At 63.6% G+C, this 25,846-nt stretch carries 22 protein-coding genes, 1 other RNA gene and 1 pseudogene; 12 read left to right on the top strand and 12 right to left on the bottom strand.

Annotation, left to right across the window (positions count from 1 at the left end; genetic code table 11):
• Positions 1-7: 7 nt before the first annotated feature.
• A complete protein-coding gene (locus tag AC05QJ_RS31110; RefSeq protein WP_476744986.1) occupies positions 8-379 on the bottom strand; it encodes a YcfL family putative periplasmic lipoprotein in 372 nt (123 codons plus the stop codon).
• Between the two features lie 14 nt (positions 380-393).
• Entirely contained in the window at positions 394-1,863 is a 1,470-nt protein-coding gene (locus tag AC05QJ_RS31105) for a COG3014 family protein (RefSeq protein WP_476744985.1), read from the bottom strand.
• A gap of 317 nt (positions 1,864-2,180) precedes the next feature.
• Between AC05QJ_RS31105 and AC05QJ_RS31100 the strand changes: the two genes are divergently transcribed.
• Together AC05QJ_RS31100 and AC05QJ_RS31095 are read left to right on the top strand one after the other, a co-directional pair.
• A complete protein-coding gene (locus tag AC05QJ_RS31100) occupies positions 2,181-4,073 on the top strand; it encodes an FTR1 family protein (RefSeq protein WP_476744984.1) in 1,893 nt (630 codons plus the stop codon).
• 66 nt (positions 4,074-4,139) lie between these two features.
• Positions 4,140-4,601 (top strand): YaiI/YqxD family protein, encoded by a 462-nt coding sequence (locus AC05QJ_RS31095; RefSeq protein ID WP_476744983.1) that lies wholly within the window; start codon positions 4,140-4,142, stop codon positions 4,599-4,601.
• 6 nt (positions 4,602-4,607) lie between these two features.
• On the opposite strand, the gene elbB is transcribed toward AC05QJ_RS31095, so the two are convergent.
• Positions 4,608-5,273, bottom strand: coding sequence for an isoprenoid biosynthesis glyoxalase ElbB (elbB, locus tag AC05QJ_RS31090; protein ID WP_476744982.1), 666 nt, complete (start codon positions 5,271-5,273; stop codon positions 4,608-4,610).
• Between the two features lie 113 nt (positions 5,274-5,386).
• Between elbB and AC05QJ_RS31085 the strand changes: the two are divergent.
• Positions 5,387-6,595: pseudogene (locus tag AC05QJ_RS31085) on the top strand (sterol desaturase family protein); the annotation flags it as partial.
• Here the strand turns inward: AC05QJ_RS31085 and AC05QJ_RS31080 are convergent.
• A complete protein-coding gene (locus tag AC05QJ_RS31080) occupies positions 6,515-7,159 on the bottom strand; it encodes a DedA family protein (RefSeq protein WP_476744981.1) in 645 nt (214 codons plus the stop codon). The pseudogene AC05QJ_RS31085 and the gene AC05QJ_RS31080 overlap by 81 nt on opposite strands.
• 208 nt (positions 7,160-7,367) lie before the next feature.
• Between AC05QJ_RS31080 and hemB the strand changes: the two genes are divergently transcribed.
• Positions 7,368-8,378, top strand: coding sequence for a porphobilinogen synthase (gene hemB / locus AC05QJ_RS31075; protein WP_476744980.1), 1,011 nt, complete (start codon positions 7,368-7,370; stop codon positions 8,376-8,378).
• Between the two features lie 19 nt (positions 8,379-8,397).
• Positions 8,398-10,623, top strand: a complete 2,226-nt coding sequence (gene ppk1, locus AC05QJ_RS31070) for a polyphosphate kinase 1 (protein WP_476744979.1) — start codon at positions 8,398-8,400, stop codon at positions 10,621-10,623.
• On the opposite strand, the gene ppx is transcribed toward ppk1, so the two are convergent.
• Positions 10,610-12,112 (bottom strand): exopolyphosphatase, encoded by a 1,503-nt coding sequence (ppx, locus tag AC05QJ_RS31065; RefSeq protein WP_476744978.1) that lies wholly within the window; start codon positions 12,110-12,112, stop codon positions 10,610-10,612. The two genes, ppk1 and ppx, sit on opposite strands and share 14 nt — an antisense overlap.
• A gap of 238 nt (positions 12,113-12,350) precedes the next feature.
• Between ppx and trxA the strand changes: the two genes are divergently transcribed.
• The 5 genes from trxA (at position 12,351) to AC05QJ_RS31040 (ending at position 17,662) form a co-directional block, all read left to right on the top strand.
• Entirely contained in the window at positions 12,351-12,674 is a 324-nt protein-coding gene (gene trxA / locus AC05QJ_RS31060; RefSeq protein ID WP_476744977.1) for a thioredoxin TrxA, read from the top strand.
• Between the two features lie 228 nt (positions 12,675-12,902).
• Positions 12,903-14,162: a transcription termination factor Rho gene (gene rho / locus AC05QJ_RS31055; RefSeq protein WP_075802844.1), complete on the top strand. Its 1,260-nt coding sequence runs from the start codon at positions 12,903-12,905 to the stop codon at positions 14,160-14,162.
• 127 nt (positions 14,163-14,289) lie between these two features.
• Positions 14,290-15,756, top strand: a complete 1,467-nt coding sequence (ubiD, locus tag AC05QJ_RS31050; RefSeq protein WP_476744976.1) for a 4-hydroxy-3-polyprenylbenzoate decarboxylase — start codon at positions 14,290-14,292, stop codon at positions 15,754-15,756.
• A complete protein-coding gene (locus AC05QJ_RS31045; RefSeq protein ID WP_476744975.1) occupies positions 15,756-16,724 on the top strand; it encodes a CDP-6-deoxy-delta-3,4-glucoseen reductase in 969 nt (322 codons plus the stop codon). The genes ubiD and AC05QJ_RS31045 overlap by 1 nt, the downstream gene beginning before the upstream one ends.
• A gap of 287 nt (positions 16,725-17,011) precedes the next feature.
• Positions 17,012-17,662, top strand: coding sequence for a gamma-glutamylcyclotransferase (locus tag AC05QJ_RS31040; protein ID WP_476744974.1), 651 nt, complete (start codon positions 17,012-17,014; stop codon positions 17,660-17,662).
• A 75-nt stretch (positions 17,663-17,737) separates the two neighbouring features.
• Here AC05QJ_RS31040 and AC05QJ_RS31035 read toward each other — a convergent pair whose 3' ends face one another.
• Positions 17,738-18,715 carry an NADPH:quinone oxidoreductase family protein gene (locus AC05QJ_RS31035; protein ID WP_476744973.1) on the bottom strand — a complete coding sequence of 326 codons (978 nt, stop codon included), beginning with the start codon at positions 18,713-18,715 and terminating at the stop codon, positions 17,738-17,740.
• Between the two features lie 157 nt (positions 18,716-18,872).
• Between AC05QJ_RS31035 and AC05QJ_RS31030 the strand changes: the two genes are divergently transcribed.
• A complete protein-coding gene (locus tag AC05QJ_RS31030; RefSeq protein WP_476744972.1) occupies positions 18,873-19,280 on the top strand; it encodes a flagellar basal body-associated protein FliL in 408 nt (135 codons plus the stop codon).
• Here the strand turns inward: AC05QJ_RS31030 and AC05QJ_RS31025 are convergent, their stop codons facing one another.
• The 4 genes from AC05QJ_RS31025 to AC05QJ_RS31010 all read right to left on the bottom strand — a co-directional run bounded on the left by AC05QJ_RS31025 (position 19,281) and on the right by AC05QJ_RS31010 (position 24,617).
• Positions 19,281-20,399: an ABC transporter permease gene (locus AC05QJ_RS31025; RefSeq protein WP_476744971.1), complete on the bottom strand. Its 1,119-nt coding sequence runs from the start codon at positions 20,397-20,399 to the stop codon at positions 19,281-19,283.
• Positions 20,399-23,119: a ribosome-associated ATPase/putative transporter RbbA gene (rbbA, locus tag AC05QJ_RS31020; protein WP_476744970.1), complete on the bottom strand. Its 2,721-nt coding sequence runs from the start codon at positions 23,117-23,119 to the stop codon at positions 20,399-20,401. Before rbbA ends, AC05QJ_RS31025 begins: the two co-directional genes overlap by 1 nt.
• A complete protein-coding gene (locus AC05QJ_RS31015; RefSeq protein WP_476744969.1) occupies positions 23,116-24,075 on the bottom strand; it encodes an HlyD family secretion protein in 960 nt (319 codons plus the stop codon). The genes rbbA and AC05QJ_RS31015 overlap by 4 nt, the downstream gene beginning before the upstream one ends.
• Before the next feature lie 92 nt (positions 24,076-24,167).
• Complete coding sequence (locus AC05QJ_RS31010; protein ID WP_476744968.1) at positions 24,168-24,617, bottom strand: EVE domain-containing protein; 450 nt, start codon at positions 24,615-24,617, stop codon at positions 24,168-24,170.
• 185 nt (positions 24,618-24,802) lie between these two features.
• Between AC05QJ_RS31010 and AC05QJ_RS31005 the strand changes: the two genes are divergently transcribed.
• Entirely contained in the window at positions 24,803-24,946 is a 144-nt protein-coding gene (locus AC05QJ_RS31005) for a hypothetical protein (protein ID WP_476744967.1), read from the top strand.
• Between the two features lie 14 nt (positions 24,947-24,960).
• Here AC05QJ_RS31005 and AC05QJ_RS31000 read toward each other — a convergent pair whose 3' ends face one another.
• On the bottom strand, positions 24,961-25,566 hold the full coding sequence (locus tag AC05QJ_RS31000; RefSeq protein ID WP_476744966.1) for a 5-formyltetrahydrofolate cyclo-ligase: 606 nt from the start codon (positions 25,564-25,566) through the stop codon (positions 24,961-24,963).
• 84 nt (positions 25,567-25,650) lie between these two features.
• Positions 25,651-25,830, bottom strand: a non-coding RNA gene (gene ssrS / locus AC05QJ_RS30995) — 6S RNA.
• Between the last annotated feature and the right edge of the window lie 16 nt (positions 25,831-25,846).

Here is a 25,846-nt window from a genome sequence, read left to right as displayed (position 1 = left end):
TAAAAACTTACTGGGACTGGACTTCGAGGCGGAAATCGGTGGCCTGTGGAACCGGCGCAATGGCCGGCAGCACGCTGGATTGCGAGCCGTACAGGGTCAGGGTTTTCCAGCTCTCCTCGTCGGCGACCGGGAAGCCGTCGTTACCCAGCCAGGCGAAGCGGTAGAAGAGGGTCTTGTTGCTGCTGCTGGTGTTGTTCAGCGCCACCTTGACGGTGAGGAAGCCGTTCTCGCGGGCGACCCGCATCGGGCCGGTCTCGATGTTCTTCAGCTTGCCCATCACCACGACTTTGCTGGCGGCGCTGCCGGGCGCCGGTGGGGGTGGGGTGGCGCAACCGGCCAGCAGGGCGGTGGCGAGGGCAATGGCGAGTTTGAAACGCATGACGAGTCCTTCGTTTACTTGAGGGCGACGGCGGTAGCCGACGCAGGAGGCGTGACAAGCGTGGCGGAACCGGCGGCGAAGACCTGGTTGCCGACCACGCGCAGGGCGACGACCTGATAAGGACGATCGACCTTTACCGTGATTTTGCTGCCGCCCAGGCCAGACGGCAGGCTCAGCTGGTGTTCGCCGGGGGCCAGGCGCACGCGGGCGACCAGGGTTTCGTTGGGCAGGGTGCGCCAGGTGCGGGTGTCTGCGCCTTCGGTGATGGCCGAGGCCAGGCCCACGGCGAGACCGGCCAGCGGGTTCACGTCGTTGATCTGCTTCTGCGCGACGCCACGGGTGATGGCGCGCACGCTGGTACGCAGGATGACGCCCGGCATGTCATCGCGCAGGGCGCGGCGGGACATGGCCGAGGTGCTGTTGAGCGCAGTCAGGCCGATGCTGCGGTTGTCGAGCTGGATCTGGCCGACGTGAGCGGTGGAGGTGTCTTCGCGGATGATCGGGAACGACAGCGGAGTGATCACCAGGTTACCGCTGATCAGCAGCGGCAGCGGAATGCGCATGGAGTCGCGGGCCGGAGCCAGGCCGCTTTGCACCACGATCAGGACATCACTGCCTGGAGCCTTTTCCTCGACCTTGGCGGTGTCGCCGGCCTTCTCTTTCTTGCTCTTCTTGCCCTTGCCCTTGGTGGCGGGCTCGGGAGCGGGCTTGGCCTCTGCATCCAGTTCCAGCAGCGCCTGTTCCAGCAGTGGCGTGTTGGGCAGCAGTTCGGCGGCCTTGCGGTAGCCCGGTGCAGCCAGGCCTTTCTCGCCCAGCGCTTCGTACACATAGCCCGACAGGTAGTGGCTGAAGGCGCTCTGATAGCTGTTTTTCAGGCTCACGACTTCCGGGGCGTCCAGGGCGGCGACCGGGTAACCCTTCAGGTCCTTGTACTCGGTCTTGACGCCTTCTTTTTCGGCCTCTTCCTCGCGCTTGAGGTATTCCTTGTCGCGCAGTTCGGCGATCAACGCCTCGCGTTCGTGGGTCTTCTTGATCTCGGTGCGGGCGCCGTCGAAATCGTTCTGTGCCAGCAGATTGAGTGCCATCTGCGTGGTCAGCATGACTTTTTCGTAGTCGTAGCCTTCGTAGCGACGGACTTTGTCGTTGACCAGGTAGCTGCCGAACTGGCTCAGGTATTTCTCGGTATCGAGCTTGACCGACTCCTCCCACTTGAAGACCAGCCCGTCGGCCTCGCGCCAGGCGAGCTGGCTGCCGGCCAGGTCACCCTTGGAGCGCAGCAGCTCGCCCTTTTCGAAGTAGTAGAGAAGATCCTTGTCTTCGCCCTTGTTGTTCTTTTCCAGCACTGCCAGCGCGGCGTCGATGTTGCCGCTGGTGAGGTGCTGGTTGGTTTCCTTCAACTCGTTGTCGTAGCTGCGGAATACCGAGCAGCCAGTGAGTTGGGCCGCCACGAACAGTGTGGCGACAGTAAGCACACGGGACTTCATTGTCTCTTCCCTGATTGTGAGAGGATTCCTTTCGGTATGTCCGAAAAGGTATTTTTGGTTGTTTTTAATTCCGAATGGATATATCGAAAGGCGTGCATTATAAGCGCGAACTTCCGGTGTTCCCGGCGCGTTGTTTGTTACCAAGGGTGAGTGCCAGTACGGGTGCCATTATCCCCGAAGTGCCCGATGAACGGTAACTTTCAGGCGGCGGAAAGTGCACTTAATGAAATTGTTGCGAATTTTTACGATTCGTCTTGAGCCCGCATGGGCGCCGGTAAACAATATTGGCCTTACTGCTACCGTCCGAGACCGGCCTCATGATTTCCCGCACCCGTTTACTTGCCTGGCTGCTGTGGCCAGTGCTGGCCCTGGGCAGTGCCACGGCACTGGCCGAACCTGTCGAGGGGGCGGCGAAGGCCCTGCACCTGCTGGATTACATCGGCGCGGACTACCCGGCCACGGTGGACGCCGGCAAGGTGGTGGACGATTCCGAATACCGCGAGCAACTGGAATTCGCCGGCACGGTGCAGGGGCTGTTGGCGGCGTTGCCCGATCGGCCCCAGCGCAAGGCGTTGCAGGATGGCGTGAGCGGCCTGCACAAGGCCATCGACGAGCGTCAGGACGGCGCCGTGGTGGCTCGTCAGGCGCGGCAACTGGGTGCCGAACTGGCGCTGGCCTACGAGGTTGCCCTGGCACCGCTGATCACACCCGATCCGACCCGTGGCGCGCCGCTGTACGCCCTGCATTGCTCGGTCTGCCACGGCGATACCGGCCTCGGCGACGGCCCCGCGGGTGTCGGTCTGGAGCCGGCACCGGCCAATCTGCGCGACGCGGCACGACTCGACCGCCTGAGCCTCTACGACCTGTACAACACCCTCGGCCTGGGTATCGAAGGCACCGACATGCCGTCCTTCGCCGACCAGCTCGACGAGCGTCAGCGTTGGGACCTGGCCACTTACATCGCCAGCTTCACCGCCGATCCGGCCAAGGCGACCGGTGACAAGGCCTTCAGCCTCGGTGACCTGGCCCGCCAGACACCGGCCGAGGTCGAAGCCGCCCGGGGGCCGGAAGCCGTGCAGACCTTCCGTGCCCAGCGGGCCAAGCCGCCACAGGTCCAGCGGGGCCCCGGCCAGTTGCTCGACTACACCGCCAATACCCTCGACCAGAGCCTTGCCGCCTACCAGAACGGTGACCACGAGCAGGCCTACGACCTGTCGGTGGCGGCTTATCTGGAAGGCTTCGAGCTGGTGGAAAGCTCGCTGGACAACGTCGACAGCAACGTGCGCAAGGACACCGAAAAGGCCCTGATGGCCTACCGGCAATCGCTGCAGGACGGCCTGCCGCTGGAGCAGGTGAAAGAGAAGCTGGAGCTGGCCAAGGCCAAGCTGAAAACCTGTGCCGACCTGCTGGGCGGTGATGGCCTGAGCTGGTCGCTGAGCTACCTCTCGGGCTTGCTGATCCTGCTGCGCGAAGGTCTGGAAGCGATTCTGGTACTGGCGGCGATCCTCGCCTTCCTGCGCAACACCGGCCAGCAGGCGGCGGTGCGCAGTGTCAACGTCGGTTGGGGCCTGGCGCTGGTGGCCGGTTTCGCCACCTGGGCGCTGGCGGCCTACGTGATTGACGTCGGCGGCGCCCAGCGTGAGCTGCTGGAAGGCTGCACGGCGCTGTTCGCCTGCGTGATGGTGCTCTGGCTCGGCGTCTGGATGCATGACCGCCGCCATGCCGCAGCCTGGCAGGACTACATCAAGAGCAGCCTGGTGGGCGGCGGCGGTCGTTTCGGCTTTGCCGTGCTGGCGTTCTTCTCGGTTTACCGCGAGCTGTTCGAAGTCATCCTGTTCTACGAAACCCTCTGGCTGCAGGCCGGCCCGGCCGGTCACCAGGCGGTGCTGGCCGGTGGCGCCACGGCGCTGGTGCTGCTGGTGGGCCTGGCCTGGGTGATCCTGCGCGGTTCGGCCAGGCTGCCGCTGTCGCTGTTCTTCAGTATCAACGCGGCGCTGTTGTGTGCGCTGTCGGTGGTCTTCGCCGGCCACGGGGTCAAGGCGCTGCAGGAAGCCGGGGTGTTCGGCACCCATCCAGTGGCGTTCTTCGACTTCGAATGGCTGGGTATCCACGCCGACGCCTATTCGCTGGCGGCCCAGTGTGCCGCGTTGCTGGCGATCGCCGTGCTCTACGGGCGCAGTTGGCTGGCGTCGCGCCGCGTGGCAGCCTGATTTGAAGCGGGGCGGGCGAGCGGCGATACTGCCCGCCCGTTTCAAGTCGTTGTGGATAACTCAAGCATGCGTGTCTGGATCGACGCCGATGCCTGCCCGAAGCTGGCCAGGGATCAAGTCGTCAAATTCGCTTTAAAGCGTCAGTTCGAAGTGGTGATGGTCGCAGGCGGGCCTCAGGCCAAACCGCCGTTCGCCTGCGTCAAGCTGATCGTGGTGCCCAGCGGGCCGGATGCCGCCGACGATTACCTGGTGGAGCATGCCGTTCCCGGCGAGCTGGTGATCTGCAGCGATGTGCCGCTGGCCGATCGACTGGTGAAGAACGGCGTTGCCGCCCTCGATCCGCGAGGCCGCGAGTTCGACGAGCGCAACATGGGCGAGCGTCTGGCAGTGCGTAACCTGTTCACCGACCTGCGTGAGCAGGGGCAGGTCGGTGGCGGCCAGGCGCCGTATGGCGATCGCGAGAAACAGGCGTTCGCCAATGCCCTGGACCGCATCCTGACGCGCCTGGCCCGGGATTTTCCCGGCTGAGGCGACTCAGTCGTTCTCGTGGGTCAGTTCCAGCACCCGGTCGACCAGCTTGTAGATGCCACCGGCAGCGTCGCTGATGGACTGGGCGAGCATGTAGGCCGGGGTGGTCACCAGCTTGCGGGCGGTGTCTTCGACGATGTCATGCACATCGCATTCTTCATGGGTGCCGCCCATCTTGACGATGGCGGCGGCGGTGTCGGCATCGTTGCCGATGGTGCAGACCACGCCCGGACCATAGATCTTCGCCGCCAGGGCTGGCGAGATGCAGATCAGGCCGACCGGTTTGCCGGCTTCGGCGAAGGCTTCGGCCAGGGCCAGGACGTCCGGATGGACGCTGCAGCCAGGGCCGTCGATGGCGAAGCTGGACAGGTTTTTCGCCGCGCCGAAACCGCCAGGCACGATCAGCGCATCGAAGTCGTTGACGTCGGCTTCGCCCAGGTCCTTGACGTTGCCGCGGGCAATCCGCGCCGACTCCACCAGGACATTGCGCGACTCGGGCATTTCTTCGCCGGTCAGGTGGTTGATGACGTGCAACTGCGCGATGTTCGGTGCGAAGCATTGCACCTGGGCGCCGCGCTGGTCGAGACGCAGCAGGGTGATGACGCTTTCGTGGATTTCCGCGCCGTCGTAGACGCCGCAGCCCGACAGAATCACAGCAACTTTTTTGGTCATGCTTCCTACTCCCGTTTCAAGGCGCTAAATGTCGTCTAATTTGGCAATTGTCGCCATAGGGATTCCAGCAACGTAGGCCTAATCTTGATCCATTGCCAGAAAATGGACTCGCCATGGACTTCATCCTGCTTGCCGTGCCGTTTTTCTTTGTGCTGATCGCCGTGGAGCTGCTGGCTGACCGCTGGCGGGGCATGCGCAACTACCGGCTGGCCGACGCCGTCAACAGCCTCAGTGCCGGGGTGCTGTCCACCACCTTCGGCCTGCTGACCAAGGGCGTGGGCCTGGTGACCTATGCCCTTGCCGTGGATCACCTGGCGTTGTTCTCGCTGCCGGCAGACGCCTGGTGGGTGTGGGTGCTGGCGTTCGTCGCCTACGACTTCTGCTACTACTGGCTGCACCGCTTCGGCCATGAGCGCAACATTCTCTGGGCTGCGCACTCGGTGCACCATCAGAGCGAGGACTACAACCTGTCCACCGCGCTGCGCCAGACCAGTACCGGCTTTCTGCTGTCGTGGATCTTCTACCTGCCGCTGGCGGTGCTCGGCGTGCCGCTGCTGGTGTTCGTCAGCGTCGGTGCGCTGAACCTGCTGTACCAGTTCTGGGTGCATACCCGGCACATTCCCAAGTTGGGCTGGTATGAATGGTTTTTCGTCACGCCATCCAATCATCGTGTCCACCATGCGCAGAACCCTCTCTACATAGATCGCAACTACGGAGGCGTGTTCATTCTCTGGGACCGGCTGTTTGGCACCTTCCAGCCCGAGGACGACGCCGAGCCGGTGATTTTCGGCGTGACCACGCCGCTGGCGAGCTGGAATCCGATGTGGGCCAATGTGCAGTTCTACGCCCAGTTGTGGAGCGATGCGCGCCGCGCCGAGCGCTGGCAGGATAAGTTGCGGATCTGGTTCATGCCCACGGGCTGGCGCCCCGACGATGTGGCGCGACGTTATCCACAGGCCAAGCAGGACCTGGCGAATTTCCGCAAGTTCGAGGTGCCACTGGCGTGGCCACGGCAGTTGTATGTGCTGGTGCAGTTCGCCGTCTACGTGGCGCTCGGGAGTTATCTGATGGGCGCGGGAGGACGCTTGCCGCTGGCGGCGTTGTTGCTGGGGGCGGGGGTGATGGCGTTCGGCTTGTTCGTGCTGGGGGCGGCGCTGGAGAACCGCCCCTGGGCCATGCGCCTGGAAGTGTTGCGTCTGGGGCTGAACCTGCCGGCGTTCGCGCTTGCCGGCTGGACCGGCTTAGGGCCGGTCACCGCCCTGGGTTGGGTCGCGCTGTTGAGCTACAGCCTGCTCAGCCTGATCGGCCTGTACCTCAGCCGCTTCCTGTCGGGCCAGGCGCGCGGCCTTGAAGCGGCGACGGAGCCACAGGCAGCCGCCGAGCACCAGCAGGGCGCCGAGCACCCATAGCTCGTATTTCTTCACGTTGCCCAGCAGGCCTTCGAGGATGGCGCCGAAGTGATAGGCCGCAGCACCCAGGGCCAGGGCCCAGATCGCCGCGCCAATACCGTTGAGCAGCAGGTAGCGGCGTGGCGGATAGCCGGACAGGCCGATGGCCACCGGCATCACCGTGCGCAAGCCGTAGACGAAGCGGAAACTCAGGACCCAGATGTCTGGATGGCGGCGGATATGCTCCAGCGCCCGGTCGCCCATCATCTGCCAGCGCGGCTTGCGCGCCAGCAACTTGCGTCCGTGGCGGCGACCCATGAAGTACCAGAGCTGGTCGCCGGCGTAGCTGCCGAAGAACGCCACCACGACCACCAGGTTGATGTCCATGTATCCGCGGAACGCAAGAAATCCGGCCAGCACCAGAATGGTCTCGCCTTCGAAGAACGTACCTAGAAAAAGGGCAAAGTAGCCAAAATCTTGCAGGAATTGTTGAAGCATTTTCTGGATGCTGGCGAAATGAACGCGCAGCCTACCCCTTCGAGCGCTTTGGGGAAAGTGTCCAAATGTGTCTCGACGTGAACAATTCCTACAAGGGACAATGCCTGCGTCTGTAGGTCGCAGGGTTATCCCCGCCTGTCACACAAGCGTCATAATGGCCGCTTATAACTGTCGCGCCCGCCTGTCCGCGCGGGCTCAGGAGTCTGCCGTGAGCTTTACCCCTGCCAATCGTCTGTTTCCCGCTACCCGCCTGCGTCGCAACCGTCGCGACGACTTTTCCCGTCGCCTGGTTCGCGAGAACGTTCTGACCGTCGATGACCTGATCCTGCCGGTATTCGTGCTGGACGGCGAAAACCGTCGCGAGGAAGTGGCCTCCATGCCGGGTGTCGAGCGCCTGAGCATCGACCTGCTGCTGGAAGCGGCGGCGGAGTGGGTCGACCTGGGTATTCCGGCCCTGGCCCTGTTCCCGGTGACCCCGGCGGAAAAGAAATCCCTCGATGGCGCCGAAGCCTGGAACCCGGAGGGCATCGCCCAGCGCGCCACCCGTGCGCTGCGTGCGCGTTTCCCGGAACTGGGCGTGATCACCGACGTCGCCCTCGACCCGTTCACCACCCATGGTCAGGACGGCATTCTTGATGAAGAAGGCTATGTGCAGAACGACATCACCGTCGATGCACTGGTTCGCCAGGCGCTGTCCCATGCCGAGGCCGGCGCCCAGGTGGTGGCACCTTCGGACATGATGGACGGTCGTATCCAGGCCATCCGCGAAGCCCTGGAAGTGGCCGGCCACGTCAACGTGCGCATCATGGCCTACTCCGCCAAGTACGCCAGCGCCTATTATGGTCCCTTCCGCGATGCGGTCGGTTCGGCGCTCAATCTGGGCAAGGCCAACAAGGCCTCCTACCAGATGGATCCGGCCAATACCAACGAGGCGCTGCATGAAGTGGCGGCCGACCTCTCCGAAGGCGCCGATATGGTCATGGTCAAGCCAGGCATGCCGTATCTGGATATCCTTCAGCGGGTCAAGGACGAGTTCAAGGTGCCGACCTTCGTTTATCAGGTCAGTGGCGAATACGCGATGCACATGGCAGCGATCCAGAATGGCTGGCTCTCCGAGGGCGTCATTCTCGAATCGCTCACCGCTTTCAAACGGGCGGGCGCCGACGGCATTCTCACGTATTTCGCTGTACGCGCCGCACAATTGATGAGAGGGCAGTAACGCCCTTCAGGAACGCAAGATGAATAACGAAGTACAGATCGAAGTCGCAGTCAAGGATGCACCCGCCGCTCCCGAGCAACTGGTGGAAACCCCGCCCGAGCCCGAAGTGGTTCCGGCTCCCGCGGCGGAAGCGCCAGCGGCAGCCCCGGCGCCGGCCGTCGCGGTACCGGGCCTGGATGACAGCAGCCTCTACATCCACCGTGAACTGTCGCAACTGCAGTTCAACATCCGCGTGCTGGAACAGGCGCTGGATGAGTCCTACCCCTTGCTGGAGCGGCTGAAGTTTCTGCTGATCTTCTCCAGCAACCTGGATGAGTTCTTCGAAATTCGTGTTGCGGGCCTGAAGAAGCAGATCACCTTTGCCCGTGAGCAGGCCGGTGCCGACGGCCTGCAGCCGCACCAGGCGCTGGCGCGTATCAGCGACCTGGTGCACCACGAAGTCCAGCGCCAGTACGCCATCCTCAACGAGGTGCTGCTGCCGGAACTGGAAAAACACCAGATTCGCTTCATCCGCCGCCGGCACTGGACCACCAAGCTCAAGACCTGGGTGCGTCGGTTCTTCCGCGACGAGATCGCACCGATCATCACCCCGATCGGCCTCGACCCGACTCACCCGTTCCCGTTGCTGGTGAACAAGAGCCTGAACTTCATCGTCGAGCTGGAAGGCGTCGATGCCTTCGGCCGCGATTCGGGGCTGGCGATCATCCCGGCGCCGCGCCTGCTGCCGCGGGTCATCCGTGTACCGGAAGAGGTCGGTGGCCCTGGCGACAACTATGTCTTCCTGTCGTCGATGATCCACGCCCACGCCGATGACCTGTTCCAGGGCATGAAGGTCAAGGGCTGCTATCAGTTCCGCCTGACCCGTAACGCCGACCTGGCGCTGGATTCCGAAGACGTCGAAGACCTGGCCCGCGCCCTGCGTGGCGAACTGTTCTCCCGTCGCTACGGTGACGCGGTGCGTCTGGAAGTTGCCGATACCTGCCCGAAACACCTCTCCGACTACCTGCTCAAGCAATTCAGCCTGAGCGAGAGCGAGCTGTATCAGGTCAATGGCCCGGTCAACCTGACCCGGCTGTTCAGCATCACCGGCCTGGACAGCCATCCGGAGCTGCAATACACACCGTTCACTCCGGCGATCCCCAAGCTGTTGCAGAACAGCGAGAACATTTTCAGCGTGGTGAGCAAGCAGGACATCCTGCTGATGCACCCGTTCGAGTCCTTCACTCCGGTGGTGGACATGCTGCGCCAGGCGGCCAAGGACCCGCATGTCCTCGCCGTGCGCCAGACCCTCTACCGCAGTGGTGCCAACTCGGAAATCGTCGATGCCCTGGTGGACGCGGCGCGTAACGGCAAGGAGGTCACCGCGGTGATCGAATTGCGCGCCCGGTTCGACGAAGAGTCCAACCTGCAGATGGCCAGCCGCCTGCAAGCGGCAGGTGCCGTGGTCATCTATGGCGTGGTCGGCTTCAAGACCCACGCCAAGATGATGCTGATCCTGCGTCGCGAGGCCGGCGAGATCGTCCGCTACGCGCACCTCGGGACCGGCAACTACCACGCCGGCAACGCCCGCCTGTACACCGACTACAGTCTGCTGACTTCCGACGACGCGCTGTGCGAAGACGTCGGCAAGCTGTTCAGTCAGCTGATCGGCATGGGCAAGACCCTGCGCATGAAAAAGCTGCTGCACGCGCCTTTCACCCTGAAGAAAGGCATGCTCGACATGATCGCCCGGGAAACCCAGTTCGCCCTCGAAGGCAAGCCGGCGCACATCATCGCCAAGTTCAACTCGCTGACCGATCCGAAGATCATCCGCGCGCTGTACAAGGCCAGCCAGTCCGGCGTGCGCATCGATCTGGTGGTGCGGGGCATGTGCTGCCTGCGTCCGGGCATCGCCGGGGTGTCGCATAACATCCAGGTGCGTTCGATCATTGGCCGCTTCCTGGAGCACACCCGGGTGTTCTACTTCCTCAATGGCGGGGAAGAGCAGATCTTCCTGTCCAGTGCCGACTGGATGGAGCGCAACCTCGACAAGCGGGTCGAGACCTGCTTCCCGGTGGAAGGCAAGAAATTGCTGCTGCGGGTCAAGAAAGAGCTGGAAGGGTACCTGACCGACAACACCCACGCCTGGACCCTGCAACCGGACGGCCGCTACATCCGCAGCACGCCGACCGGCAACCAGAACCCGCGCAGTGCCCAGGCGACCCTGCTGGAGCGCCTGAGCAACCCGGTGCTTATCGTACGCTGAGGACGAAGCCGACCCGGGTCAACCACTCGGCTTCCTGTTCGAAGTCGGCCTGGGTCAACTGGTTTTCCTGCAGCCAGCCATCGGGGAAGGCGACAGCCAGGCTGTCGCCGCTGGCGTAGAGTTCCACTTTCGGCATCTGCTGGGTACCACGGATGTGGTGGAACAGAATGGCGAAGCGCAGCAGTACGCACAGGCGGATCAGTTTCACGCCTTCGTCGCCGAACTCGGCGAACTTGTCCCGGGGAATGTTGCGACGGTGGCCGCGCACCATCAGGGCCAGCATCTGCTGGTCTTCGCGGGAGAAACCGGCCAGGTCGGAGTGTTCGATCAGGTAGGCGCCGTGCTTGTGGTAGTGGTAGTGGGCGATATCCAGGCCCACTTCATGCACCTTGGCGGCCCAGCCCAGCAGTTCCCGCCAGATACCCTCTTCCAGATCCCATGCCGCCGCCACCTGGTCGAAGGCGTGCAGTGCCTTGCGCTCGACCCGCGCCGCCTGGCCCTGATCGACGTGATAACGCTCCATCAGCGAGGTCAGGGTACGTTCGCGCACGTCCTCGTGGTGATGGCGGCCCAGCAGGTCGTAGAGCACGCCTTCGCGCAGGGCACCATCGCAGTGGTCCATGCGTTGCAGTTCGAGGGCATCGAAGATGGCTTCGAGAATCGCCAGGCCCGCAGGGAAGATCGCGCGGCGATCGGGTTTGACGCCGTCGAAATCGATCTTGTCGATCTCGCCCAGCTTGAACAGCTTGCGCTTGAGCCAGGCCAGCCCTTCGGCGTTGACCTCGCCGCTGCCCAGTCCACCGGCCTTGATGGCCGAGCCGATGGCACGGATGGTGCCGGACGAGCCGATGGCCTCATCCCAGCCCAGGCGGTGCAGGGCGGTCTCGATGCTCATCAGTTCCAGGCGCGCTGCCGTGTAGGCCTGGGCGTAACGCGCCGGGGTGATCTTGCCGTCGCGGAAATAACGCTGGGTGAAGCTGACGCAGCCCATCTGCAGGCTTTCGCGCAGCAGTGGCTCGAAACGCTGACCGATGATGAATTCGGTACTGCCGCCGCCGATATCGGCCACCAGGCGTTTGCCCGGCGTGTCGGCGAGGGTGTGGGAAACCCCGAGATAAATGAGGCGGGCCTCTTCACGGCCGGAGATGACTTCAACCGGATGGCCCAGAATCTCTTCGGCGCGGCGGATGAACTCGCCACGGTTGCGGGCTTCGCGCAGGGCGTTGGTGCCGACGATGCGCACAGAGCCCTGGGGCATACCGTTGATCAGTTGGGCGAAGCGCTTCAGGCAGTCGAGGCCGCGCTGCATCGATTCTTCATTGAGCTGGCGCTCTTCATTGATACCGGCCGCCAGTTGGACCTTTTCGCCCAGCCGCTCCAGGATGCGGATTTCGCTGTGATGGGCCTTGGCCACAACCATATGGAAGCTGTTGGAGCCAAGGTCGATGGCGGCGATCAGGGAGAGGTTCTTGGCGGTGGAGTGGGGCATGTGATGGCTTCTCGGTCGTTAACCCGGCAATCCTGCCACGATAGTTGGTTTACGCCAACGCGCAGGGGAGCAAGGCTTGATATGGCGCAGTTTCGCGTAGGAATTGTGACTTTCGTGTGACAGTCGATACGCTGAAACATCATCTACCATAGATAGACTCAATCACTCGCGGCTTCCTGTGAGCACTGATGGTCGCTATGATGAGCGACGTTTTTTACTTCCGAACCTGGAGATTTCCATGAGCCATATTGTTCACGTCACCGACGCCTCCTTCGAGTCTGACGTGCTGAAGGCCGACATCCCTGTGCTGGTCGACTACTGGGCCGAGTGGTGCGGTCCTTGCAAAATGATCGCGCCAGTGCTGGACGATATCGCTGAGGAGTACGCCGACAGGCTGCTCGTCGCCAAGCTCAACATCGACCAGAACGAGCAGACTCCGGCCAAGCACGGTGTTCGCGGCATCCCTACCCTGATGCTGTTCAAGAACGGCAATGTGGAAGCTACCAAGGTTGGCGCACTGTCGAAGTCCCAGCTCAAGGCCTTCATTGACGCCAGTCTCTGAACCCCGAAAAAGCCCCGCATTTGTCGGGGCTTTTCTGTTTCTGGTGACTAGACGCCAGAAAAAGCAGGTGTTACATTCGGCCTCGCACTGTTTCTCCAGTGCCCCCTGCACGCCCGTCGCCGCCTTCCAATTCGAATTTAGTACGCGATCCTGTCGCCTTCTCCGCGGCGCGGCCTCATTAAGCCAGATGCTTAATCTCCCTTCTTACATGATTACCTCAATCCCCTTATGAACCTGACTGAACTCAAGCAAAAGCCGATTACCGATCTGCTCGAAATGGCCGAACAGATGGGCATAGAAAATATGGCCCGTTCGCGCAAGCAAGATGTGATTTTCTCCCTGTTGAAGAAGCACGCGAAAAGCGGCGAGGAAATTTCCGGTGACGGCGTGCTGGAGATTCTCCAGGACGGTTTCGGCTTCCTGCGTTCGGCGGACTCTTCCTACCTGGCCGGCCCTGACGACATCTATGTCTCGCCAAGCCAGATCCGTCGCTTCAACCTGCGCACCGGCGACACCATCGTCGGCAAGATCCGGCCGCCGAAAGAGGGCGAGCGTTACTTCGCACTGCTGAAGGTCGATACCATCAACTTCGACCGTCCGGAAAACGCGAAGAACAAGATCCTGTTCGAAAACCTGACGCCGCTGTTCCCGAACGTGCGCCTGAAGATGGAAGCCGGCAACGGTTCCACCGAAGACCTCACCGGTCGCGTCATCGATCTCTGCGCCCCGATCGGCAAAGGCCAGCGTGGCCTGATCGTCGCCCCGCCGAAAGCGGGCAAGACCATCATGCTGCAGAACATCGCCGCGAACATCACCCGTAACAATCCCGAGTGCCACCTGATCGTCCTGCTGATCGACGAGCGCCCGGAAGAAGTGACCGAAATGCAGCGCACCGTGCGCGGCGAAGTGGTTGCCTCCACCTTCGACGAGCCGCCAACCCGTCACGTGCAAGTGGCCGAAATGGTCATCGAAAAGGCCAAGCGCCTGGTCGAGCACAAGAAAGACGTGGTCATCCTGCTCGACTCCATCACTCGTCTGGCCCGTGCCTACAACACCGTCATCCCGAGCTCCGGCAAGGTCCTGACCGGTGGTGTCGATGCCCACGCGCTGGAAAAACCGAAGCGCTTCTTCGGTGCCGCCCGTAACATCGAGGAAGGCGGCTCGCTGACCATCATCGCCACCGCGCTGGTCGAAACCGGCTCGAAGATGGACGAAGTGATCTACGAAGAGTTCAAGGGTACCGGCAACATGGAGCTGCCGCTGGACCGTCGCATCGCCGAGAAGCGCGTGTTCCCCGCCATCAACATCAACCGTTCGGGTACCCGCCGCGAAGAGCTGCTGACCGCCGACGACGAACTGCAGCGCATGTGGATCCTGCGCAAGCTGCTGCACCCGATGGACGAGATCGCCGCCATCGAATTCCTGGTCGACAAGCTCAAGCAGACCAAGACCAACGACGAGTTCTTCCTGTCGATGAAGCGCAAGTAAGCACTCGCTGTACGCAAGAGCCGGGGAAACCCGGCTTTTTGCTATCTACCCTACGGACTATTCTGACTGGCCCGGTTCGGCGCTACACTGCCTGTCCCGACCGATACGGCCAACACGAGGCTCACGCATGCAGTATCGCGATTTGCGCGACTTTATCCGTGGCCTGGAGCAGCGCTCAGAACTCAAGCGCATCCAGGTCCCCATTTCGCCGGTCCTGGAAATGACTGAAGTCTGCGACCGCACACTGCGGGCCAAGGGGCCGGCACTGTTGTTCGAGCGCCCCACCGGTTACGACATTCCCGTCCTGGGCAACCTGTTCGGCACCCCTGAGCGGGTGGCCATGGGCATGGGCGCCGAGTCGGTGAGCGAGCTGCGGGAAATCGGCAAGCTGCTGGCCTTCCTCAAGGAGCCCGAGCCGCCGAAGGGTCTGAAGGACGCCTGGTCGAAGCTGCCGATCTTCAAGAAGGTCGTGTCCATGGCGCCGAAAGTGGTCAAGGACGCGCCATGCCACGAGGTGGTCATCGAGGGCGAGGATGTCGACCTGGGCATGCTGCCGATCCAGCATTGCTGGCCCGGCGATGTCGCGCCGCTGATCACCTGGGGCCTGACCGTGACCCGCGGTCCGAACAAGGAGCGGCAGAACCTTGGTATCTATCGCCAGCAGGTGATCGGTCGCAACAAGGTCATCATGCGCTGGCTGAGCCATCGCGGCGGCGCCCTGGACTACCGCGAGTGGTGCGAGAAGAACCCCGGCAAGCCGTTCCCGGTAGCCGTGGCCCTCGGCGCAGACCCCGCGACCATTCTCGGTGCCGTCACGCCGGTGCCGGACACCCTCTCCGAATACGCCTTCGCCGGCCTGTTGCGGGGCAACCGCACCGAGCTGGTGAAATGCCGTGGCAGCGACCTGCAGGTGCCGGCCACTGCCGAGATCATTCTCGAAGGCGTCATCCATCCGGGCGAAACCGCGCCGGAAGGGCCCTACGGTGACCACACCGGTTACTACAACGAAGTGGACAGCTTCCCGGTGTTCACCATCGAGCGCATCACCCACCGCACCAAGCCGATCTACCACAGCACCTACACCGGCCGTCCGCCGGATGAGCCGGCGATTCTCGGCGTGGCGCTGAATGAAGTGTTCGTGCCGATCCTGCAGAAGCAGTTCCCGGAGATCACCGACTTCTACCTGCCGCCGGAAGGCTGCTCGTACCGCATGGCGGTGGTGACCATGAAGAAGCAGTACCCCGGTCACGCCAAGCGCGTGATGCTGGGTGTCTGGTCGTTTTTGCGACAGTTCATGTACACCAAGTTCGTTATCGTCACCGACGACGATGTCAATGCGCGGGACTGGAACGACGTGATCTGGGCCATCACCACGCGCATGGACCCCAAACGCGACACGGTGATGATCGAGAACACGCCGATCGACTACCTCGACTTCGCCTCTCCGGTCTCGGGCCTCGGCTCCAAGATGGGCCTGGATGCCACCAACAAGTGGCCGGGCGAAACCACGCGTGAGTGGGGCCGGGTCATCGTCAAGGACGAAGCCGTCACCAAGCGGATCGATGAGCTGTGGAACCAGTTGGGAATAGAGTGATGCAGGTGACCTTGCAGCCGTCCGGGGCGGTACTGACGCTCAACCCCGGCGAGCGGATTCTGGAAGCGGCGCAGCGTCTGGGCTACGACTGCCCGCAAAGCTGCCGCAATGGCAACTGTCACGTCTGTGCCGCGTTGCTGGTGGACGGTCGGGTGCGTCAGGACGGTGAGGTGCGCGACCACGGTGAGCTGTTCACCTGCATCGCCGAGCCGATCGAGGACTGCACCCTGCTGTGGGACGGCGTGCTGGCCCTCGGCGAGCTGCCGGTGCGCAAGCTGGCCTGCCAGTTGAGCGAGTGTACCGAGGTGGGGGGCGATGTCTGGCGCGTGCGTCTGCGTGCCCCCGCTGGCAAACCGCCGCGCTACCACGCCGGGCAGTACCTGATGATCGAGCGGGAGGGCGGTGACAAGGCGGCCTTTTCCCTCGCATCGGCGCCGCACCGCGGCCGTGATCTGGAACTGCATGTGCTGGCGCGGGAAAAGAGCGCGCTGGACCTGATCGCGCAACTGCAGCGCAATGGCATGGCGCGGGTCGAGCTGCCTTTCGGCGATACTCACCTGGCGGAGCTGCCGGACGGCCCGTTGGTGCTCATCGCTGCCGGTACCGGCATGGCGCAGATGCACAGCCTGATCGAGCATTGTCGGGTACGTGGCTTCCAGCACCCGGTTCACCTGTATTGGGGCGTGCGCCGTCCGGAAGATTTCTACACCCTTGATGAGTGGGCCGAGTGGCAGCAACTGCCGAACCTGTTCCTGCACAAGGTGGTCAGCGATCTGTGTGGCTGGGACGGACGTTGTGGCCTGCTGCACGAGGCCGTGTGCGAGGATATCGATGATCTTTCGGCCATCCATGTCTATGCCAGCGGCTCGCCGGCCATGGTCTACGCCACGCTCGATGCGCTGGTAAATGCGGGCATGGACGCGCACCAGATGCGTGCCGATGTCTTCGCTTATGCACCCCGGTCGTAACTTCGGTAATAAGGCGCGTTGCAACGACGCGCCGGTTTATAACCGAGTGTGTAAGTAAGGCTTATAAGAATCTGCCGCCTTTTTTATTATTGCCAGCACCGCGAAAAAGTATCGCTACACTTGTAACAGTGGCCTCCGAATTTTCTGAAACTCCTGTAGTTCGCGGCGCTTGGGCGACCAGGGGGCTTGTTTCCCTACCGTTATCTGCCGTACGGTAACTGTGCATCGAATGCATTGGCTTTATAGTGAAGTACTTCGGTATTTCGCGAGGAACTTTGGCGGCGGCTATGTCGGTAATCGAACCCGCACCTTTTCCCCTGGCTTATCCCCCGGTACTCGATTTCGGTCAGCAATTGTCCCGGGAGCAACTTCTCGAATCGGTTGAACAAACCATGTCCTTGCATCGTGGCGGACCTGTGTGGCTGTTCGCCTATGGTTCGTTGATCTGGCGGCCGGAGTGCCAGTCCACCGAGCGGCGGCGTGGACGGGTTCATGGCTATCACCGCGGGCTCTATCTCTGGTCCCATGAGCACCGTGGCACGCCGGAGTGCCCGGGACTGGTCTTCGGGCTTGATCGCGGCGGGTCGTGCAGCGGCTTCGCCTACCGTCTGCCGGAAGAGAAGCTGCAGGATTCACTGCTGGCGCTGTGGCAGCGGGAGATGCCGTATCCGGCATACCGCCCGCACTGGCTCAATTGCCGGCTGGATGATGGCAGCAAGGTGCAGGCCCTGGGCTTCGTGCTGGAGCGGCATCTGCCGTGCTATGCCGGCAACCTGCCGGACAGCCTGCTCAGCCACATTCTCGCCAGCGCCAAGGGGCGTTATGGCACGACCCGCGAGTATGTGGAGCAGACACTGGAGGCGCTGCGCAGCCATGCGATGCCGGACCGCAATCTGGAGGCGCGGTATCGGCGTTGTCATTCGCAGCGGGAGGCTTGAAGCCGCTCCCACGAGGGAGAGTGAAACCATTCAGATTGTGAGCAAGACAGTTCACGCCTTGCCAGCGATGGCCTTCTACCTGACCGTCACCACCAGCTTGCCCACTGCCTTGCGCCCCGCCAATTCCCCAATCGCCACTCCCGCCTCCGCCAATGGATAGGTCTTCGACACCAGTGGCTTGAGCTTGCCCTCGGCAAACCAGGCGAACAGTTGCTGGAAGTTCGCCGCATTGTCTGCCGGCTGACGCTGGGCGAACGAGCCCCAGAACACCCCAAGCACCGCCGCACCCTTGAGCAGCACCAGGTTGGCCGGCAGCTCCGGAATCCGCCCGCTGGCAAAGCCCACCACCAGCAACCGGCCATTCCAGGCCAGGCCGCGCACCGCCTGGTCGAACAGGTCACCGCCCACCGGATCGTAGATCACGTCCACACCCTTGCCGCCGGTCAGGCGCTTGATCTCGTCCTTGAGGCTGTGCTGGCTGTAGTCGATCAGTTCGTCCGCGCCCGCAGCCCTGGCGGTTTCCAGCTTCTCGGCGCTGCTGGCCGCGGCAATCACTTTTGCGCCCATGGCCTTGCCGATCTCCACGGCCGCCAGGCCCACGCCACCGGAGGCGCCGAGCACCAGCAGCGTTTCGCCAGGCTGCAACTGGCCACGCTGGCGCAGGGCGTGCATCGAGGTGCCGTAGGTCATGCCGAAGGCCGACGCGGTGGTGAAGTCCATGCCCTCGGGGATCGGCAATACGTTGTAGGCCGGAACCGCCACCTGCTCGGCGAAGCTGCCCCAGCCGGTCAGGGCCATGACCCGGTCGCCCGGTTTGAACGCGCCGGCGTGTTCGCCCGCAGCGGCCACTACGCCGGCAGCCTCGCCACCGGGCGAAAACGGCAGCGGCGGCTGGAACTGGTACTTGCCCTGGATGATCAGGGTGTCGGGGAAGTTGACGCTGGCCGCATGCACGTCCAGCAGGATCTCGTTCTTCTTCGGCGTCGGGCTGGTGACGTCTTCCAGTACCAGGTCGCTGGCCGGACCATGGGCTTTGCACAACACGGCTTTCATCGGGGCTATTCCTTTGCGGGTGGTGGCCGATAAGTACAGGTGTGCAAGGTGCCAGGTCAACGAGCATGGCCTGGGCTGAATGGTCGGGCATAAGCCCGGGCTTGGGTTTGGCCGGTGGGCTGGGTATGCTGGCGCCAACTGTTTGAGGAGCGAATTCGTGAAAGCGTGGATCTTGATGGTACTGGCGCTGATGCTGCCAGCGGCTGCCATGGCCGAAGAAAAGGAAGAGGCTGCAGCGCCCAAGGTTTCCTATATCAGCCTGACCCCGCCCTTCGTTGGCAACTATGCCCTCGATGGTGGCCCGCGGCTGCGGGTGTACAAGGCCGATGTGGCGCTGAAGGTCGAGGGCGATGCCGATGCTGCCGCGGTCAAGCACCACGAGCCGTTGATCCGCAACCAGTTGGTCGCGCTGTTCACCCAGCAGACCCTGGACGCCATGAGCAACGTCGAAGCCAAGGAAAAACTGCGTCAGGAAGCCCTGAAGCAGGTTCAGCAGGTACTGGAAAACGAAGAAGGCCGTCCGGTCGTCGAAGACCTGCTGTTCAACAACCTGATCGTCCAGTAATCACGAGGTCAGGCTGCGGCGGAACCGCGCCAGGGCGATCGCGAAGAACGCCAGGCCGATCGCTGTCAGGGCCAGCAGGTCTGGCCAGACCACCGAAGCCCCGGCGTCGCGGAACAGAATCGCGGCGCCCAGGCTGACGAAGTGGGTCGAGGGCGACAACTGCATCACCCATTGCAGCCACTGCGGCATGCTGTCCAGCGGCGTACTGCCACCCGAGAGCAACAGCATCGGGATGATCACCGGGATCGCCAGCAGGCCGAACTGCGGCGTCGACTTCGCCAGGGTCGCGAGAAAGATCCCCAGCGCCGTACTGGCGAACAGATACAGTGCTGTCACTGCCAGGAACAGCGGCAGCGAGCCGGCCAGCGGCACACCCAGCGCGCCCTTCACCACCACCTCCAGCGACACCCAGGTGCACAGCACCACCACCAGGGCGTTGCTGCCGATTTTCGCCAGCATGATTTCCAGCGCCGTCAGCGGCAGCACCAGCAGATGGTCGAGGGTGCCGTGCTCGCGTTCGCGCAGCAGCGCGGTACCGGTGAGGATGATCGCCAGGATGGTGATGTTGTTGACGATCTGGATCACCGCCAGGAACCAGCCGCCTTCCAGGTTCGGGTTGAACAGCGCCCGTGGCTCCAGCAGCGCCGGGCTGCGGCTGGCGCTGCCGGCGGGGCTGGCGTAGTCCAGCAGCTCGCGCTCGAAGATCCGTCCGATGTAGCCGGCGCCCATGAAGGCCTGGCTCATGGCCGTTGCGTCGACGTTGATCTGGATTTCCGGCGAGCGTCCGGCCAGCAGGTCGCTGTGGAAATTGACCGGGATGTTGATGACGAAGGTGAACAGGCCGCTGTCCAGGCTCGGGTCCATGCGCTCGTAGCTCAGTGGCACGGCGGGCTGGAACTCCGGCGGCTGCAGCGCTTCGGCGAGTTTACGTGAAACCAGGCTGTGGTCTTCGTCGACCACCGCGACACTGGCGTTGTGCACGCCGATCACCGAGCCCGCCGCCGGCATGTAGATCGCCACGCTGAAGGCGTAGAGCAGAAACAGCAACAGGACGCTGTCGTGGCGCAGGCTGGTCAGCTCTTTCAGGCCCAGGCGCAGGGTATGTGCCAGTCGCTGCATCAGGCCTCCTGTTTCTTCAGCATGACCAGGCTCAGCCCGGTGAAGGCGGCAAAGAAGCCCAGCAACGCCAGGCACTGCGGCCACAGTTCGCGCAGGTCCAGCGCCTTGGTGAAGGTGCCGACAGCGATGTCGAGGAAATAGCCGGCGGGGAACAACTGACCCATCAGCGCCGCCGAACCGTCCAGGGACGAACGCGGCACGATCAGCCCGGAAAACTGGATGGTCGGCAGGCTGGTAAGAATCATGGTGCCGAGGATCGCGGCAATCTGGGTACGGGTGAACGCCGAGATCAGCAGGCCCAGGCTGGTGGTCGCCAGCAGGTACAAAATACCGCCGCAGGCCAGGGCCAGGGCGCTGCCCTTGAAGGGAACGCCGAACAGCCAGCGGTTCATCGCCACCAGCAACGCCAGGTTTACCAGGCTCACCGCCAGGTACGGCGCCTGCTTGCCCAGCAGGAATTCCAGGCGGGTCAGCGGCGTGGCGTAGAAGTTGGTGATGGAGCCCAGTTCTTTTTCGCGGACGATGCCCAGCGCAGTGAGCATGGCCGGGATGAAGGCGAGGATCAGCGCCATCACGCCGGGGCCGATGGCGTTCACGCTGATCACGTCCTGGTTGTAGCGAAAGCGCGTCTCCAGTTTCACCGCGGCCTGCCGCGATTGCGCCGGGCTGCTCAGCGCTGCCAGTTGTTCGAGGTTGGCCTGATGCACGGCCTCGACGTAGTTGCGGCTGGTCTCGGCGCGAAACGGCATGCCGCCATCGAGCCAGGCGGCGACCACCGGCTGACGCCCGGCCAGCAGGTCGCGGCCGAAGCCTGGCGGTATTTCCAGGGCCAGCTTGATCTCCGAGCGTTGCAGGCGCTGGTGCAACTGCGCCGGGTCGTGGATCGGCGGCTGTTCGGCAAAGTAGCGCGAGCCGCGGAAGGCTTCGAGGTAGGCGCGGCTCTGCGGGCTCTGGTCCTGGTCGTAGACGGCGAACGCGAGGTTTTCCACATCCAGGGAAATGCCGAAGCCGAAGATCACCATCATGAACAGTGCGCCGAGCAGGGCGAAGGCCAGGCGCACCTTGTCCCGCAGCAGTTCCTTGCCTTCGCGGCTGGCCACGGCGATCAGCCGGATCAGGCTGAAGCCCCGGCGGGGTGGCGGGCTGGCCGGGGCGGCGGGAGAGTCGATGGTCGCAGCCGGGGCTTGCGGGGTGCTGCCCTGGGCCTGTTCCAGGCAGGTCACGAAGGCATCTTCCAGGGTCTCGCCGCCGTAGTACCGCTGCAGCGCCGCCGGGGTGTCGCAGGCCAGCACCTTGCCGGCGTGCATCAGCGAGATGCGGTCGCAGCGCAGGGCTTCGTTCATGAAATGGGTGGAGAGGAAGATGGTCACGCTCTGTTCCCGCGACAGCTCGATCAGCAGTCGCCAGAAATCGTCACGGGCGGCCGGGTCGACGCCGGAGGTGGGTTCGTCGAGGATCAGCACCTCCGGCCGGTGCAGAACCGCCACTGCCAGTGAAAGACGCTGGCGCAGACCCAGCGGAAGGGCACCGGATTGCTGTTCGGCCACGGAGCCCAGGTCGAAGCGCTCGATCAGCTCGGCGATACGCGGGGTGCTGTCGGCGGGCTTGAGGTCGAACAGCCGGGCGTGCAGTTCCAGGTTCTGCCGCACGCTGAGTTCGCCGTACAGCGAAAAACTCTGCGACATGAAGCCGACCCGCTTGCGTGTCGCCAGGTCGCCGGCGTCCACCGGGCGGCCGAGCAGGGTGGCGCTGCCCTCGCTGGCCGGCATCAGGCCGGTGAGGACTTTCATGGTGGTGGTCTTGCCGCAGCCGTTGGAGCCGAGGAAGCCGAAAATCTCACCACGGCCGATGGCGAAGCTGACCTTGTTCACCGCCGTGAAGTCGCCGAAGCGCAGGGTGAGTTCGTGGGCCTCGATGGCGATGGGGGTGTCGCTGGCATCCCGGGGCGGGATCTGCAGCGGCTCGGCGTTGTGCCCGGCGTCGCCCTGGAAGTGAGTGAAGGCCTCGTCCAGCTTGCCGGACGGTGTGACGGCGGCCAGTTCGCTGCTGGGGCCGGCGGCAATCAGCCGGCCCTGGTCGAGCATCAGGCAGTGCTCGAACTGTTCGGCTTCCTCCATGTATGCCGTGGCCACCAGCAAGGTCAGTTGCGGGCGCTGCTGGCGCACCTGCTCCACCAGTTCCCAGAAGCGCCGTCGTGACAGCGGGTCGACGCCGGTGGTGGGCTCGTCGAGGATCAGCAGGTCAGGTTCGTGGATCAGCGCGCAGCACAGCCCGAGTTTCTGCTTCATGCCGCCAGACAGCTTGCCTGCCGGGCGCTCGGCGAAACGGGCGAGGTCGGTGGCGTCGAGCAGGGTGCGCATGCGCGCTTCGCATTCGGCGCGGGACAGGCCGAACAGCGTGGCGAAAAAACGGATGTTTTCGCTGATCGACAGCTCCGGGTATAGGTTGCCACCCAGGCCTTGGGGCATGAAGGCGATACGAGGGTAGAGGCTGGCGCGGTGCGAACGCTTGCGGATCGGGCCGCCGAGCACGTCCAGTTCGCCCTCTTGCAGGCGCTTGACCCCGGCGATCAGGCCGAGCAGCGAGGATTTGCCGGCGCCGTCCGGGCCGATCAGGCCGCAGCGGGTGCCGGCGGGCAGTTCGAAGCTGATGTCGCGCAGGGCCTCCAGATCGCCATAGCGATGATGGATGCCCCGGGCCTGCAGGGCCGCGCCGTTCATTGCAGGTTGGCCGGCCAGTCCACGGTGGCGGTGCGCACATAACCGGCGCCGGGCATGCCGGGTTTGGCCTGGGGCACGGCATCGGGCGCGGTCAGGCGCAGTTTGACCCGGAACACCAGCTTCTGCCGCTCGTCACGGGTTTCCACCTGTTTGGGGGTGAACTGTGCCTTGGCGGCGACGAAGCTGATCTTTGCCGGCAGCGCCTGGTCGGGCAGAGCGTCGAGGACGATCCTTGCCTCGTCGCCAATGGTCAGGCGTCCGGCGGTGGAGGCGGGCAGGTAGAGGTTCATGTACTGGTCGCTGGGGTCGATCAGCAACAAGACTCGGCCGCCGGCACCGAGCACTTCGCCGGGCTCGGCCAGGCGCAACTGGATCACGCCGTCGAGGGGCGCGCGCAGGCTGCTGTCGTCGATTTCGCTGGCCAGTTGCGCCACCTGGGCCTGCGCCGCGCCGATGGCGGCATTGATCGCGGCCAGTTGCGCCTTGGCGGCGACCACCGCGGAGTTGCTGGTGTCGAAGCGCGCCTGTTGCTGGTCGAGCAACTGCTGGCTGGCGTACTTGCGCTGGAACATCTCGCGGATCCGCTTCAACTCCTGGCTGGCCAGCAGTTGCTCGCTCTGGCGCAGTTGCACCGTGGCCTGGGCGGCGGCGTAGTTCTCCCGGGCACGGGCCACTTCGGCCTCGGCCTGGGTGCGCTGGGCTTCGAGGGTGCGGTTGTCGATACGGGCGAGCAACTGGCCGCGGGTGACCTTGTCGCCTTCATCCACCAGGACTTCGGCAAGGCGCCCCGGGACTTTGCTGGCAATCTGCACTTCGGTGGCTTCGAGCCGCCCGTTGCCCATCGCCAGGCCTTCCGGCAGGCGGTCATGCAGGGATTTCCAGTAGCCCAGGCCACCTGCGGCCGCCAGCAGCACGAGCAGTGCGCCGGCGAAAATCCTGGGAGTGTGTTGGCTCATCGAATAGCTCCTGCTGCTGACACGTCAGAGTGTGACGTCCCGCCTGCCCTGGCGGTTTGATTCGCGTCAAATGAGCCCCGATCCTACGCGGATCAGCGGAGATTGAGTATCGCCGCCCACTGTTCGGCTGTGACCGGCATCACAGACAGGCGACTGCCTTTCTGTACCAGCGGCAGTTCATCCAGTGCGGCCTGCTGCTTCAGGTAGCCGAGTCCAAGCACTTTGGGGAAGGTTTGCACGTGGGCGACATCCACTGCGCTCCAGGGATTTTTCTCGGCGCTGGCCTTGGCGTCGTGATAGTGGCTTTGCGGATCGAGGGCGGTGGGGTCGGGATAAGCGGCCTTGCTGATCCGGGCGATGCCAGCGATGCCTGGCTCGGGGCAACTGGAGTGGTAGAAGAAGAATTCGTCGCCTTCGGCCATCGCCCGGATGAAATTGCGCGCCTGATAGTTGCGCACCCCGTCCCAGCGGGCCTCGCCGAGCCGTGCCAGATCGCTGATCGAGAGTTCGTCGGGTTCGGATTTCATCAGCCAGTAGGCCATGGGTTCAGCTCCTGTCATTCGCTGAAACAACCTGTTGCATCAAACCGACGACCGGCTGACGTCAACATTTGATTGTGGAAGAGTGTTGTCGGAAAATGCGCCAATTTTAAGCTTGACGCTGCTGCACGGCCTATAAAAAGAACCGTCGCGGACATCGTGATCAGTTTGCCTTAGGGGGGCAATCGATGAATCGCAAACCGGACCTGCTCTGGATTCTCGTTTTTGTATTTGGTCTGGGTGTCGTCACCACCGGTTACGCCCAAAGCTTCTGGGAACGCAAAGCCGAAATCGCCTATCAGCAAGCGCCGGTGAACACCGCTCAGCGCTGATTCCGTGGCGCCTGTCAGTGCGCCAGATACCAGCTTCTATCCGACACGGTGCCCTGTAGCGGCACGTCCCAGCTGGCCTGAGCCAGTCGTTCCACCTTCTGGCATTCGTGGGCCAACCCCAGCAGCAGGGGTTTCTTCCACGCCTTGCGCCGGGCCTGATACGCCAGGCTGCGGTCATAGAAGCCACCGCCCATTCCCAGGCGGCCGCCTACTTCATCGAAGCCCACCAGCGGCAGCAGGATCAGGTCCAGCGCCCAGACCGGGCGTTGCCGCGCCTGGCTGATGCGCGGCTCGGGAATGCGGAAGCGGTTGGGCCGCAGTTTTTCACCCTGGTCGAAGCGCTGGAAGGCCATCTTGGTCCGCGGCCAGGCATGCAGGACCGGCAGATAGGTGCGCTTGCCCCGGCGCTGGGCCTCGCGCAGCAGCAGGCGCGGGTCGATCTCGCTGTCGTTGGGCAGGTACAGGGCAATGTGGCGGGCTCGGCGGAACAGCGGATGCTGCGCCAGTTGCCGGTACAGGCCACGGGCGGCCTGGCGTTGCTCGGCCGGACTGAGGGCGCGGCGGGCATTGCGTAGCAGGCGTCGGAGTTGGGGGCGGGTGAGCGGCGCGGTGTCGGTCATGGCACTTACTACCCCTTTGAGCGAGCGTCACGTTTGACGTCGCGAATGTTCGCGCGAAGGGAGAGGGCGCGAACAAATGAAAGCAGGCTCCCCGGATGAACCGCTGTCGGTGTAGCCCTTGAACCCGAGAGTTCAAGGTGGAGATTGCAGGGGGCGTTAAGGCTTTCCGTCAAGCGGACATGCACACCTGCCCCAACGTGCAACCCCCGTGGTTGTGCGTATCGGCTCAGGGACATGACCGACTGGCAAGCACTCCAGGGAGTGGGCGGGAGTATACAGA

The sequence above is a fragment of the Pseudomonas sp. TUM25319 genome, from assembly GCF_056388475.1.
The sequence above is the reverse complement of the archived record's forward strand: the minus strand, read 5'-3'. Positions and strand labels throughout refer to the sequence as shown.

Bases quoted from the DNA above. Each gene is read 5' to 3' on its own strand.
- AC05QJ_RS31105 (WP_476744985.1), bottom strand. From the start codon at position 1,863: ATGAAGTCCCGTGTGCTTACTGTCGCCACACTGTTCGTGGCGGCCCAA.
- AC05QJ_RS31095 (WP_476744983.1), top strand. From the start codon at position 4,140: ATGCGTGTCTGGATCGACGCCGATGCCTGCCCGAAGCTGGCCAGGGAT.
- AC05QJ_RS31010 (WP_476744968.1), bottom strand. From the start codon at position 24,617: ATGGCCTACTGGCTGATGAAATCCGAACCCGACGAACTCTCGATCAGC.
- trxA (WP_476744977.1), top strand. From the start codon at position 12,351: ATGAGCCATATTGTTCACGTCACCGACGCCTCCTTCGAGTCTGACGTG.
- rho (WP_075802844.1), top strand. From the start codon at position 12,903: ATGAACCTGACTGAACTCAAGCAAAAGCCGATTACCGATCTGCTCGAA.
- AC05QJ_RS31025 (WP_476744971.1), bottom strand. From the start codon at position 20,399: ATGCAGCGACTGGCACATACCCTGCGCCTGGGCCTGAAAGAGCTGACC.
- AC05QJ_RS31080 (WP_476744981.1), bottom strand. From the start codon at position 7,159: ATGCTTCAACAATTCCTGCAAGATTTTGGCTACTTTGCCCTTTTTCTA.
- AC05QJ_RS31035 (WP_476744973.1), bottom strand. From the start codon at position 18,715: ATGAAAGCCGTGTTGTGCAAAGCCCATGGTCCGGCCAGCGACCTGGTA.
- elbB (WP_476744982.1), bottom strand. From the start codon at position 5,273: ATGACCAAAAAAGTTGCTGTGATTCTGTCGGGCTGCGGCGTCTACGAC.
- AC05QJ_RS31110 (WP_476744986.1), bottom strand. From the start codon at position 379: ATGCGTTTCAAACTCGCCATTGCCCTCGCCACCGCCCTGCTGGCCGGT.
- rbbA (WP_476744970.1), bottom strand. From the start codon at position 23,119: ATGAACGGCGCGGCCCTGCAGGCCCGGGGCATCCATCATCGCTATGGC.
- AC05QJ_RS31100 (WP_476744984.1), top strand. From the start codon at position 2,181: ATGATTTCCCGCACCCGTTTACTTGCCTGGCTGCTGTGGCCAGTGCTG.
- AC05QJ_RS31015 (WP_476744969.1), bottom strand. From the start codon at position 24,075: ATGAGCCAACACACTCCCAGGATTTTCGCCGGCGCACTGCTCGTGCTG.
- ubiD (WP_476744976.1), top strand. From the start codon at position 14,290: ATGCAGTATCGCGATTTGCGCGACTTTATCCGTGGCCTGGAGCAGCGC.
- ppx (WP_476744978.1), bottom strand. From the start codon at position 12,112: ATGCCCCACTCCACCGCCAAGAACCTCTCCCTGATCGCCGCCATCGAC.
- AC05QJ_RS31045 (WP_476744975.1), top strand. From the start codon at position 15,756: ATGCAGGTGACCTTGCAGCCGTCCGGGGCGGTACTGACGCTCAACCCC.
- AC05QJ_RS31005 (WP_476744967.1), top strand. From the start codon at position 24,803: ATGAATCGCAAACCGGACCTGCTCTGGATTCTCGTTTTTGTATTTGGT.
- AC05QJ_RS31000 (WP_476744966.1), bottom strand. From the start codon at position 25,566: ATGACCGACACCGCGCCGCTCACCCGCCCCCAACTCCGACGCCTGCTA.
- AC05QJ_RS31040 (WP_476744974.1), top strand. From the start codon at position 17,012: ATGTCGGTAATCGAACCCGCACCTTTTCCCCTGGCTTATCCCCCGGTA.
- ppk1 (WP_476744979.1), top strand. From the start codon at position 8,398: ATGAATAACGAAGTACAGATCGAAGTCGCAGTCAAGGATGCACCCGCC.